This is a genomic window from Pseudomonas sp. E315 (genome assembly GCF_055406205.1).
In genome coordinates this window covers 106793-118658 of record NZ_JBUZPJ010000004.1, presented here as the reverse complement: position 1 = coordinate 118658, position 11866 = coordinate 106793, and the positions used below count along the sequence as shown (strand labels likewise).

The window sequence follows — 11866 nt, the reverse complement described above, 5'->3', positions numbered from 1 at the left end:
GTAGGGCAATTAGTAACTAAACGTGCCCTGATCCATGCTCAGCAACCGATACCCCACACCGGGTTCGGTTGCGATAAAACGAGGGCAGGTTGGGTCGTCTGCCAACTTTTGTCGCAAGTGACCAACCACAATGCGCAGGTAATGGCTGTTTTCAATGTGCGTCGGCCCCCAAATATCCTTGAGCAATTGCTGTTGCGTGACCACCCTGCCCGGATGCCGCGCCAGTTGCGCCAACACGGCGTATTCCTTGCGGGTCAGCGCCACTTCAACCCCTTCAAACAGCACCCGGCGATAGGCCAGATCGATGGTCAAAGGGCCAATTTCAAGCGCCACTTGCTGTGCTTCACCGCTGGGCGCTTGACGCAATAATGCGCGAATACGCGCCAAGAACTCTTGAATGCCAAACGGTTTGGTCACGTAATCGTTGGCGCCGCTGTCCAGCGCCTGGACTTTTTGCGCCTCACTGGCGCGAACCGAGAGCACTAGCACGGGCACACTGGACCACTCGCGAATGTCGCGCAGTACCTGTTGGCCGTCCATGTCCGGCAACCCCAAATCCAGCACCACCACGTCGGGACGGTTCAGTGCCGCTTGGCTCAAGCCCTCAGCGCCTGTTGCTGCTTCCAGCACGCTGTAGCCTTGGGACGCCAAGCTGATGCGCAAAAATTTGCGAATTTGTGGCTCGTCATCGATGACCAAAACAGTCGTGGGCTGGCTCATAGCAGTGAGTCGCAATTAAACAAAGGCCAAAGAATATCAGTGTTCATGCTCTGCCTCTTCTTGCTCAGGCTGAGGTTGTTCAGGCAGCGGCAAATACAAGGTGATGCACGTGCCCTGCCCATCAATGCCTTCGCCCACGCTGATACGCCCGCCATGAGCGCCGACCATCCCTTGGCAGATTGCCAAGCCAAGCCCTGTTCCTTGACCCCCGCGATCACCACGGGCGGCGGTGTAAAACATGTCAAAAATCTTGGCCCTGTCTTCTTCAGGAATACCTGGCCCTTGGTCACTGACAGCGAACCACAGCTCGCGCTCGTTCGCCCCGGCACTCAACTGCAGCACACCCTGAGGCGGCGAAAAACGCGCAGCGTTTTCCAGCACATTGATAAGGGCTTGCTCGATCAAAGCAGCATGGATGTGCAGCAACGGCAGTTGCGGGGCCACGTCGACCTGCACCTGCAACGGCGCCAACACAGCACGCAACCGGCTCAAGGCACTGCCAGCAATATCTGCGGGCGATACCCAATCGCGGGCAAGCTTTAAGGCCCCGTGGCCCAAGCGCGTCATGTCCAACAGGTTCTGGATATACCGATCCAGACGCTCGGCCTCATCACGCGTGCCTTCCAATAACTCACGCCGATCCTGCACAGCGATTGCTTCCCCCAGCGCCAGCAACGTATCAATACTGCCGCGCATGGTGGTCAGCGGCGTACGCAGGTCGTGAGACACCGAAGCCAGCAAGGCACTACGTAATTGTTCGGTTTCTCCGTGCAGGCGCGCCGCCTCAAGGTCCTGTGCCAATTGAGCACGCGCCAGCGCCTGGGCCAAAGGTTGGCTGATAGCCATAAGCAAGCGTCGATGCTGGCCACTTAGCTGATGACCTTCTTTGGCGCGCACCCCTAGCAAAGCCATCGGGCCTTCATCGACGGTGACTGGCCACCACCACCAGCGCCCCATCGGCAATGTGCCGGTGCCTTTGCCTGCGGGCTGATCGTGGCTCCAGGCCCAGTCCGCTGCGGCACGCTCCGCTTCGTTGAACTGCAAAGGGCCGCCGGTTTCGACCAGCCAGCCACCGTTGCCATCACGGTTGAGCAAACACACATTGAGTTCTTTCCAGCCACTTAAGTGCTGCGCAGCCGCATTGACCACGGCTTTTCGGTCAGTCGCGGCGGTGAGCTTTCGCGACAGATCCAGCAACTGGGTGGTTTCTTGCTGGGTGTCACGCAGCGCTTGCAACTGCCGACGCTGGCGAGCCGCAAGGTTGCCGGTCAAGGCCGCCATCAGCAAGAAAAACACCAGCGTCAACACGTCTTCTTCGCGCTGAATACTGAGCGAAAAATTGGGCGGGATGAACAAAAAGTCATAGGCCAAAAATGACAGCGCCGCGCAGGCCAATGCGGGCCCAAGGCTGCTGCGCACGGCGACCAATAACACCGCCGCCAAAAACACCATTGAGATGTTAGGCAACGCCAACACACTGGCAACGCCCCACGCCAAGGCACTGGCCAGTACCGTGGCCACCAGCGCCAAGCCATAGTCAAACCACGCCCATGTGTGCTTGTTCCGAGCGGGGGTGGGTGCGGGCGACTGCTCATTGTCCAGGACGTTGATTTCAAGGCCGTGGGCATCGCGCAGCAAACGTGCCGCCAACCCGCCACCGAACAAGCGTCGCCGCCATGTCAAACGTGACTGGCCAACCAACAACAGGCTGGCGCGACGCTCACTGGCGTGTTGGATCAAGGTTTTTGCGACCTCGCCTGCACGCAGTAAAACCACCTCGCCTCCCAGCCGCTCGGCCAGTTGTTGAGCGCTTTGCAGGCGCAAACGCGATTGTTCATCACGCGCACTGCCGTTATCGACATGCACCAAACTCCAGGGCAAGTGCCGACGCTCGGCCACCCGGCTGGCATGACGCACCAAGCGCTCAGCATGATCGTCACCCTCAATCCCCACCAACAAACGCCCACGCACCGCGGGAGCCGCCTGCCCCAACTGGCGATAGCCTTTGTCCAACTCGTCGTCGACGTACACCGCCGCGGTTTGCATCGCCAGTTCGCGCAGAGCATTAAGGTTGGTTTGGGTGAAAAACGCATCAATCGCAGCCCGCGCCTGTTCAGGCACATACACCTTGCCGTCGCGCAAACGCTCCAGCAGTTCCCGGGGCGGCAGGTCAATCAGCAACAGCTCGTAGGCTTCTTGCACAATCCAGTCGGGCAGGGTTTCGCGCACCTGCACCCCAGTGATACCGCGCACTTGGTCGTTAAGGCTTTCCAGATGCTGAACGTTGACCGTGGTGTAAACGTCGATTCCAGCTGCCAGCAACTCCTGCACGTCCTGCCAGCGCTTAGCATGACGGCTTCCGGGGGCGTTACTGTGGGCCAGCTCGTCCACCAACACCAACTTGGGTTGGGCGGCGAGCAAGCCATCAAGGTCCATCTCTTCGAGTTGCACCCCACGGTATTGCGAACGTAGCAACGGTTGCTGAGGCAAACCATTGAGCAGCGCCTGGGTCTCGGCCCGGCCATGGGTTTCAACCACCCCCGCCAGCAATTTGACCCCTTGGCGCAACTGAGTATGTGCCGCTTGCAACATGGCGTAGGTCTTGCCCACGCCAGGTGCCGCCCCCAAAAACACTTTGAGCCGGCCACGCCCTGCGCGTGGCAAATCAGCTAACAGCGCATCGGCGCGACCGGAATGACTCATGTGGGTTACCTGCTAGGAATATGCGTGAAATCCCGCAGGCGCTGCAGAAGGCTACGAGCCCTTGATCTTGATTGTACAAAGATCAAAAAAATCGCAACCTTCGCCAGCACCTGCGGGTTATAGCCAAAACGGTTATTTCAACTGTGCCAACGCCTGATTGAGCAACAACACGTTGACCACGGGCGGCCCTACCAACGGCTGCTCAATGTGGCTCGCTAACAACTGCTCTATGGCCTGTACCGAGAGGTTGCGCGCTGCGGCCACGCGAGCTAGTTGATAGCGTATTGCCTCGGGTGGCAAGTGCGGATCCAAACCACTGGCAGATGTGGTGAGCATAGCCAATGGCACCGGGCCTTGATCAGCAACTGCTTGCTGTTCGGCACGGGTTTTAACCCGCGCCGCCAATGCCGGATTGCTCGGTGCCAAGTTGCTTGCCGCACTGGCAACCGTAGCCAATGCACCCGCCGATGGGCGAGGCTGGAACCAGCCATCACCCGTGAAGCCCTGCGCAATCAGCACCGAACCCCGCACTTGTCCTTGGGCATCACGCACCAGGCTGCCATTGGCCTGCTCAGGAAATAACAGCTGCCCAAGCCCGGTCACGGTCAGCGGATAAAGCACCCCAGTGATTGTAATCATCAACAGCATCAGGCTCAGGGCCGGACGTAAAAAAGTAGCCATGATCAGTTCCTCGCAGGGTTAAACCAGATGCAGCGCCGTAAGCAGCATGTCGATCAATTTGATGCCCACAAACGGCACCACCAATCCGCCGACGCCATAGATCAGCAGGTTGCGACGCAGCAAATGCGCAGCGCTGGCGGCCTGCACGCGAACACCGCGCAGCGCCAACGGGATGAGCACCACGATAATCAGCGCGTTGAACACAATGGCCGACAAAATAGCGCTCTGCGGGCTGGCGAGGTGCATCACGTTGAGCCCCCCCAGTTGCGGGTAAATCGAGGCAAACAGCGCAGGCAAAATGGCGAAATACTTGGCCACGTCGTTAGCAATTGAAAAGGTGGTCAGCGCACCGCGGGTCACCAGCAACTCTTTACCAATTTGCACCACATCCAGCAGCTTGGTGGGGTCGCTGTCCAGATCGACCATGTTGGCGGCTTCACGGGCGGCTTGTGTGCCATCGTTCATCGCCATGCCAACGTCCGCCTGCGCCAGCGCTGGAGCGTCGTTCGCCCCGTCGCCACACATGGCCACCAATCGCCCATCGTTTTGCTCATGGCGAATACGCGCCAGCTTCTTCTCGGGCGTGGCTTCGGCCAACACATCATCAACCCCGGCCTCGGCGGCAATGGCGGCGGCCGTCAACGGGTTATCGCCAGTGACCATCACCGTGCGTATGCCCAACTTGCGCAGCTCAGCAAAACGCTCACGTATCCCCGGTTTAACGATGTCTTTGAGATGAATCGCACCGAGCAACTTGCCTTGAGCACATACCAGCAGCGGTGTGCCGCCACTTTGGGCGATTTTGTCGATCTCACGTGACAGCGCTGGCAACACTTCGCTGCGCTTGAGCCCGACAAACGCCAAGACAGAATCCACAGCACCTTTGCGATAGATCTGACCCTGGTAATCGACACCCGACAAGCGTGTTTCAGCGGTGAACGCAACAGCAGTGAAATCCGACGCGGGCGGCTCAGGCAAGGTGTATGCGCCGCGAATGAACTCGACAATGGACTTGCCTTCGGCCGTTTCATCCGCCAACGACGCCAGCAATGCCCCTTGCGCCAGCTCTTTGTCAGTGACGCCGGGCGAGGCATACAGCGCTGCGCAGCGACGATTACCAAAGGTGATGGTGCCGGTCTTGTCCAGCATCAGCACATGCACATCACCCGCGGCCTCAACTGCTCGCCCCGATTTGGCGATGACGTTTAACCGCACCAAGCGGTCCATGCCCGCTATCCCGATGGCTGACAACAAGCCGCCAATGGTGGTCGGGATCAACGTCACCAGCAGCGCCACCAAAAACACCAGCGGCAAACTACCCCCGGCGAAGTAGGCAAATGGCTGCAAGGTCACGACTACTATCAGGAAGATCAAGGTCAGGCCAATCAGCAGAATATCCAGCGCGACTTCGTTCGGGGTTTTCTGGCGTTTGGCGCCTTCGACCAACGCAATCATGCGATCGAGCGTCGACTCTCCGGGGTTGGCACTGATTTGCACCAGCAACCAATCCGAGACCAGTCGCGTATTGCCAGTTACGGCCGAGCGATCACCGCCCGACTCACGAATCACAGGCGCGGATTCCCCCGTGATCGCTGCTTCGTTTACCGCTGCAATGCCTTCGATCACCTCGCCATCACCGGGGATCATCTCCCCGGCTTCCACGCGCACCACGTCGCCCTTGCGCAAACGCGTCGCCGGGATCACCTCAAAGCCGCCCGTGGCGGTACGCCGACGCGCACTCAAGCCAACGCTGCCCGCTTTAAGGCTATCGGCGCGCGCCTTGCCTCGGCCCTCAGCCAAGGCTTCGGCAAAGTTGGCGAACAACACGGTAAACCACAGCCACAGGGCAATTTGCACCGCCACGCCCGTGGAAACCATTGGTTCGGGGATCAAGCACAGGACGGTAGTAAAAATGGCTGTCAGCTCGACCACCAGCATCACTGGCGAACGCTTGAGCTGACGCGGGTCGAGCTTGACGAACGCTTGCAGTAACGCCGGGCGCCACAAATCAGCAAACGCGGTTTTTGGCGACTCAGGCGCTTTGGCCTCTGACGCAGGCTTAACCTTTGAAACAGGAGCAGGCATGTTCATCATCGTCTCCTTACAAGCCCAGAGTCAGGTGTTCAGTGATTGGCCCCAAGGCCAGAGTCGGCAAGAAGGTCAGGCCGCCCACCAACAAAATGGTCATCAGCAGCAGTGCTACAAAGAGCGGGCCGTGAGTCGGAAAACTGTCCTGCCCGATGGGTGCGGTCTTTTTCATGGCCAAACTGCCCGCCAATGCCAGCACCGGCAGGATGTAACCGAAGCGCCCGATCAACATGCCCAAGCCCAGCATCAGGTTGTAAAACGGTGTGTTGGCATTGAGCCCGGCGAACGCCGAGCCGTTGTTGGCACTGGCCGAAGTAAAGGCATACAGCACCTGACTGAACCCGTGGGGGCCGGGGTTGCTCACCGAAGCCACAGCACTGGGCACGCTGGCAGCAATTGCGCCCAACACCAGCACACCCACGGGCATCACCAACAGTGTGACCACCAGCAGTTGTACTTCTTTGGCTTGCAGTTTTTTACCGAGGTATTGCGGGGTGCGGCCGATCATCAAACCGGCCAGAAACACAGCGATCAACACGTTGAGCAACATGCCGTACAGCCCTGCCCCAACACCGCCGAAGATCACTTCACCGACCATCATGTTGACCAGCGCAACCATCCCCGTCAGCGGGTTAAGGCTGTCGTGCATGCCATTGACCGAGCCGTTTGAGGCCGCCGTGGTGGTTTCAGTCCACAGCACCGTGGCCGTGGTGCCAAAACGCGCTTCCTTGCCTTCCAGCGGTGCCGTGTGTTCTACCAACGGGCTGTTAAGCGCTGGATTGGGCTGGGACTCGGCATACAACGCAGTACCGCCGCCAATCAGGAACAGCGCCAACATACAAGCCATAATGGCCCGGCTCTGGCGCAGGTCCTTGACGTAATGACCGAAGGTAAACACCAGCGCAACCGGGATCAGAATGATCGACGCCACTTCAAACAGATTGCTCCAGGCAGTCGGGTTCTCGAACGGGTGCGCGGAGTTCACGCCAAAGAAACCACCGCCGTTCGTCCCCAATTGCTTGATCGCAATTTGACTGGCGGCCGGGCCCAGAGGGATCACTTGATCCACGCCTTGCAGCGTTACGGCATTTACATAATGAGCAAAAGTTTGTGGCACGCCCTGCCAGATCAGAAGCAACGCCAGCATCAGGCACAACGGCAACAGGCCATAAAGGGTGGCGCGGGTCACGTCGACCCAGAAGTTACCCAACGTGTTTGCAGAGCGGCGGCTGATGCCTCGGCACAACGCCACCAGCACGGCCAGGCCGGTGGCGGCGCTGACAAAGTTCTGCACAGTCAAACCGGCCATTTGGCTGAAATAACTGAGGGTCGCTTCGCCGCTGTAGCTCTGCCAGTTGGTGTTGGTAACAAAACTTACAGCCGTGTTGAACGCTTGCGTCCACTCCTGCCCCGGTAACTGCTGCGGGTTGAGCGGCAAATACTGTTGCAACAGCAAAATCGCAAATAACAACACAAAACCCGCCAGATTGAACGCCAACAAGGCCAGGGTGTACTTTTGCCAACTTTGTTCGGTACTCGGGTCAACTCCGGCCACCCGGTAACAGACCTTCTCCACGGGGCCCAAGACTGGCGTCAGCCAAGTACGTTGACCTTCCATCACGTTGTAGTAAAAGCGTCCCAGCCACGGCGCGGGCAACAGCACCAGCGCGAAGAAGGCCACAATCAGCGCATAGTCATAACTGTGCATACCCGCTCCTAGTTCCGATCTGCGCGCAACAGCGCAACCAGCAGATAAACGAACAGCCCCACTGCCAACAGCAGCGACACCCCATCCAGAACGCCCATGCAAATTCTCCCCAAAACGGCGATTGCCGCGTGTGGGGAGAGTGTGGGGATTAAGGGTGTAAAGGATCGAGATTGAGGGGGATGTGAGGGCGTAAAGAAGGCGTAAAGAAGCGCTATAAAAACATCATGCTCTTCACTTAAGCGAACGAGCCGACCTACAGGAGCGGGCTTGCTCGCGAAGGACGCTAACAATAAATCACGTTTGCTGAATGAGCGCGCTCACTTTGATTTCTTCGCGAGCAAGCTCGCTCCAACCGTTGTTCTGACAGCCCTTGTAGGCGATGTTGAGGCTGCACGTCAGCGCAGTAACGGTGTATCCAACACTTCAGAGGGCCCATTGAGGACGCTTTCGGTCAATTGGATAAACAGCGGCGTGGTGACTGTATCCAGGCGCATCAGTGCTTGGCTGACGTCATCCAATGAACGTTTGTTGTGGGTTTTTAAACGGATCTCATGATCAAGCCCCTGCAGTAAGGTAACGGCCCGCGCAATCATCGCCGGGTTGGCTTGCTGGCCGCGCAAACGGGTTACACCTTTACCGGCGGTGTTGAGTTTGCGTTGCAGGGCTTTGTAACGTTCATCACTCATACCGCCCGCACGACGCAGCAGTTCGATGGCGTAGTACTCGCTCACGCCTTCACCGATCCAGTCATCCTCCGGCTCGTCATTGATGGCGCTGAACACTTGCACCAACTCGCGCAGCAAGGGGCTGGCGCCGCTCTCGCTGACCAGCGGCAAGCCGCTGAAGAGGTAAATCGAATCACGCGCCGCCGCGCTGCCTCTCCACATAGGAGGGCCAGCACCGACGATCAACAGTTTGACCGGGTTACGCGGGAACACTGCTTGCAGGTGCGGCCAGACGAAGGTCAACAAGGTCAGTACATCCATGCGGTGCATGCCTTGCCCTTGGGGGGCGGCAACAGTGACATCCGTTTCACCCAAGGTGGTGCGGCGGCTGCCCAGCGTGCCCGCAAGCATCCAGCCTGTTGGCCGGTCGAACAAACGCGAAACGTCGTCAATACGAAAACGGTTTTTGCCGATACGCGGCCAAGCGGTCTCGACGCTCTTCCAGCCCGTTGGCAGCTCAAACTCAAGGCGCGACACCAGCTCGGTGCCATCTTGCTGGTCAAGATTGGCGGGGGGCACCAGGTCTTCACCTCTAAACAATGCCCACTGAGGTGTTATGCGCGTGTCAAAACTGCCGTTTTTACGCGCATGGCTCAAGCGCACCCGATAACTCAAGCTAGCTTTGCCGGACGCAGGGTGCCAAAGTCCACGGCTATGCGCCGGGTCAGGGGTCAATTGCCATTGGCCATCGGCTTTAAAGTCGCTGTAACTGCCCGGTGCGCCAAGGTCAAAATCCAGGCTGCGCACGGCCGAACCCTCAGCCAAGGTCACACGCACTTGTGCCTGATCACTCTGGGGCAACAGTTGCACGTGGTAATCCACATCCACTTTTTTGGCGGCCCATAACAGGCTGCTGGCCATCAATAGCAGCAACCCGACGGGTAATTTGTAACGCAGCGGCATACACACTCCTTGGCACCGCTCCGGCACTTAACCGGCGCGAAAAATCAGGTGATCTTCCCAGTCATCTTCCGGCACGCTGCCCTCAGCCAGCATGCGCCCTGATTGCGAAATACGCTCGTGGTGCACAGCGTCCGGGTCACCGCACACCAAGTGGTGCCACAGCGGTAAATCCTTGCGCTCGCTGACCAAACGGTAGCCACAAGTGGGCGGCAGCCATTTGAACTCCTCAGCTTTGCCCGGCGACAGTTGAATGCAGTCAGGCACGGTATCGCGGCGGTTGGGGTAGTCGGTGCACTGACAGGTTTTCAGGTCGAGCAGTTTGCAGGCGATACGCGTGTAGTAGACGCTGTTGTCCTCCTCATCCTCGAGCTTTTGCAAGCAGCACAGGCCACAGCCGTCGCACAGCGACTCCCATTCCTCTTGATCAAGTTGATCGAGGGTTTTGCGGATCCAGAACGGTTCAACTTTTGCGGCCATGGCTCAAACATCAACATCAGGGAGTGGAAAAGGCCGCCAGTCTAGTGCCCAAGGCGCGGCGGGCCAAGCGCTTGTGACTGACGGTGTTACAAGACTTGTCACGTTGCAGGCATAACAGTAGTTTTACAGGCAGGCCAAACCGTTAAATTCAGCTCAGGAAACCCGAATGCCTACGTCTAACCGCATTGCCGAACACGCCATTGATCAGCAGTTCACCCAGCGCTGGTCGCCACGTGCCTTTACCGACGCAACCCTGGATAAAGGTACGCTGATGAGCTTTTTCGAAGCGGCCCGCTGGGCGCCTTCGGCTTACAACTCGCAGCCTTGGCGTTTTCTGTTCGCCCTGCGCGGCACTCCTGACTTCGAGCGCTATCTCAAGCTGCTGGTTGAGTTCAATCAGGGTTGGGCCAAACATGCCGCCGCGCTGGTGGTGATTGTGTCCAAAACCACCTTTGCCGCACCAGGCACCACCGAAGAAAAACCAACACCCACCCATGCCTTCGACACAGGCTCGGCTTGGGGCCATCTGGCGCTGCAAGCGCACTTGAGCGGCTGGCATACCCACGGCATGAGCGGTCTGGACTTTGATCGCGCTCGCCAAGAGCTGAAAATCCCAGAAGGCTATGCCGTCCAGGCCATGGTCGCTATTGGCAAGTTAGGGGACAAGGCGAGCCTGGTGGATTACCTGCAAGCCAAAGAAGTACCAAGCCAGCGCGAGCCGTTGAGCAAGCTGGTGGCTGAAGGTGATTTCAACTTGTAACTAGCGCTGTATCTGCCGTAGGAGCAAGCTCGTTCCTACGGCTACAGGGTGGGTTTCAATACCCGCGGTCAAAATCCACTTCGCCGCGCATCGCTTCCCCTGCTTGATAAGCCCGCAGGTTGTCGACAAACAGTTGCACCATCATGGTTGGTGAAGTGGGCGCCGAGCTGTGACCCGTGAGCAACAAACCCCAAGCCGTCCAAAACGGGTGTTTGGCGGGCAAAGGTTCTTGGCGACACACATCAATAATGGCGGCCGCCAAGTGGCCCAAGCGCAATGCCTCGACCAAATCAGCATCCACCACGGCCACACCGCGGCCAACATTGATAAACACCCCATCAGGATTAAACTGCGCAAACAGTGGCGCATCGTACAAATCGTGAGTGTCCTGGGTGTTGGGCAGCAAGTTGATCACGTAATCCATTTGCCCGACCAAACGGGGCAAATCGCTTAAAACACCCACTTCCTTGAACGGAGCCTGTTCGCGCACAGAGCTGGCAATGGCATATAGCTCCACCCCAAAGGGCTGAAGAAACTGTGCCACGGTCTGGCCAATATCCCCGGCGCCGACAATCAGAACCTTGCGCCCGACCAAACTTTGGCCCATGCGGTTGTCCCATTTGCGCTCAACCTGGCTGACCAGTCGCGCCATCACTTCACGCTCATGACCGAGCATGTAGGTCAGCACGTACTCGGCCATCACCTGACCAAAAATACCGACGGCACGGCTCAACCGATAAGTGCGCGGCAAGCCTTCAGCCAGCAACGGCGTGATACCCGCCCACGTGGATTGCAGCCACTGAGGCTGATGGCCTTGACGTAGCAAGGTCGCCAACAGATCCGGCTGACCCAGCCACACCGGACAATCAGCTGCCATTTGCGCCAATTGTGCCGAGTCACCGCTGGACTGCACATCCAGATCGGGCGCGGCCTGTTGCAACAAACGGGCGTAAAGCGGGTAGTCGTGCTCGGCAATCAGAACGCGCATGCTGTTAACCTTTTTAACCACTGCCGGTGCTCAGCGCCGGGACGTATCCCGTCTCGAGCAGCTACCGCCAGTCAAAATGAGTCCGTTGAACTAAGGTGTCTGGGGCCAGGCAC

10 protein-coding genes are annotated in these 11866 nt (G+C 58.5%); 1 reads left to right on the top strand and 9 read right to left on the bottom strand.

Annotated features, from left to right (window positions below; genetic code table 11):
- Nucleotides 1-9 precede the first annotated feature (9 nt).
- The 8 genes from ACZRJQ_RS07770 to ACZRJQ_RS07735 form a co-directional block, all read right to left on the bottom strand.
- On the bottom strand, nucleotides 10-720 hold the full coding sequence (locus ACZRJQ_RS07770; protein WP_463977787.1) for a response regulator: 711 nt from the start codon (nucleotides 718-720) through the stop codon (nucleotides 10-12).
- A 36-nt stretch (nucleotides 721-756) separates the two neighbouring features.
- The gene (locus tag ACZRJQ_RS07765; RefSeq protein WP_463977786.1) at nucleotides 757-3423 is read right to left on the bottom strand and encodes a DUF4118 domain-containing protein; all 2667 of its coding nucleotides are present in this window, start codon (nucleotides 3421-3423) and stop codon (nucleotides 757-759) included.
- A gap of 132 nt (nucleotides 3424-3555) precedes the next feature.
- Nucleotides 3556-4104: a potassium-transporting ATPase subunit KdpC gene (kdpC, locus tag ACZRJQ_RS07760; RefSeq protein WP_463977785.1), complete on the bottom strand. Its 549-nt coding sequence runs from the start codon at nucleotides 4102-4104 to the stop codon at nucleotides 3556-3558.
- An 18-nt stretch (nucleotides 4105-4122) separates the two neighbouring features.
- Complete coding sequence (gene kdpB / locus ACZRJQ_RS07755; RefSeq protein WP_463977784.1) at nucleotides 4123-6195, bottom strand: potassium-transporting ATPase subunit KdpB; 2073 nt, start codon at nucleotides 6193-6195, stop codon at nucleotides 4123-4125.
- A gap of 10 nt (nucleotides 6196-6205) precedes the next feature.
- On the bottom strand, nucleotides 6206-7900 hold the full coding sequence (gene kdpA / locus ACZRJQ_RS07750; RefSeq protein ID WP_463977783.1) for a potassium-transporting ATPase subunit KdpA: 1695 nt from the start codon (nucleotides 7898-7900) through the stop codon (nucleotides 6206-6208).
- 8 nt (nucleotides 7901-7908) lie between these two features.
- The gene (gene kdpF / locus ACZRJQ_RS07745) at nucleotides 7909-7998 is read right to left on the bottom strand and encodes a K(+)-transporting ATPase subunit F (RefSeq protein ID WP_003446770.1); all 90 of its coding nucleotides are present in this window, start codon (nucleotides 7996-7998) and stop codon (nucleotides 7909-7911) included.
- A 297-nt stretch (nucleotides 7999-8295) separates the two neighbouring features.
- A complete protein-coding gene (locus ACZRJQ_RS07740) occupies nucleotides 8296-9528 on the bottom strand; it encodes a hypothetical protein (protein ID WP_463977782.1) in 1233 nt (410 codons plus the stop codon).
- 27 nt (nucleotides 9529-9555) lie between these two features.
- Nucleotides 9556-10005, bottom strand: a complete 450-nt coding sequence (locus tag ACZRJQ_RS07735; RefSeq protein WP_463977781.1) for a YcgN family cysteine cluster protein — start codon at nucleotides 10003-10005, stop codon at nucleotides 9556-9558.
- 166 nt (nucleotides 10006-10171) lie between these two features.
- On the opposite strand from ACZRJQ_RS07735, the gene ACZRJQ_RS07730 reads away from it, so the two are divergent.
- A complete protein-coding gene (locus ACZRJQ_RS07730; protein ID WP_463977780.1) occupies nucleotides 10172-10765 on the top strand; it encodes a nitroreductase family protein in 594 nt (197 codons plus the stop codon).
- A gap of 55 nt (nucleotides 10766-10820) precedes the next feature.
- On the opposite strand, the gene ACZRJQ_RS07725 is transcribed toward ACZRJQ_RS07730, so the two are convergent.
- On the bottom strand, nucleotides 10821-11753 hold the full coding sequence (locus ACZRJQ_RS07725) for a D-2-hydroxyacid dehydrogenase (RefSeq protein ID WP_463977779.1): 933 nt from the start codon (nucleotides 11751-11753) through the stop codon (nucleotides 10821-10823).
- Between the last annotated feature and the right edge of the window lie 113 nt (nucleotides 11754-11866).

Bases quoted from the DNA above. Each gene is read 5' to 3' on its own strand.
- ACZRJQ_RS07770 (WP_463977787.1), bottom strand. From the start codon at position 720: ATGAGCCAGCCCACGACTGTTTTGGTCATCGATGACGAGCCACAAATT.
- ACZRJQ_RS07765 (WP_463977786.1), bottom strand. From the start codon at position 3,423: ATGAGTCATTCCGGTCGCGCCGATGCGCTGTTAGCTGATTTGCCACGC.
- kdpC (WP_463977785.1), bottom strand. From the start codon at position 4,104: ATGGCTACTTTTTTACGTCCGGCCCTGAGCCTGATGCTGTTGATGATT.
- kdpB (WP_463977784.1), bottom strand. From the start codon at position 6,195: ATGAACATGCCTGCTCCTGTTTCAAAGGTTAAGCCTGCGTCAGAGGCC.
- kdpA (WP_463977783.1), bottom strand. From the start codon at position 7,900: ATGCACAGTTATGACTATGCGCTGATTGTGGCCTTCTTCGCGCTGGTG.
- kdpF (WP_003446770.1), bottom strand. From the start codon at position 7,998: ATGGGCGTTCTGGATGGGGTGTCGCTGCTGTTGGCAGTGGGGCTGTTC.
- ACZRJQ_RS07740 (WP_463977782.1), bottom strand. From the start codon at position 9,528: ATGCCGCTGCGTTACAAATTACCCGTCGGGTTGCTGCTATTGATGGCC.
- ACZRJQ_RS07735 (WP_463977781.1), bottom strand. From the start codon at position 10,005: ATGGCCGCAAAAGTTGAACCGTTCTGGATCCGCAAAACCCTCGATCAA.
- ACZRJQ_RS07730 (WP_463977780.1), top strand. From the start codon at position 10,172: ATGCCTACGTCTAACCGCATTGCCGAACACGCCATTGATCAGCAGTTC.
- ACZRJQ_RS07725 (WP_463977779.1), bottom strand. From the start codon at position 11,753: ATGCGCGTTCTGATTGCCGAGCACGACTACCCGCTTTACGCCCGTTTG.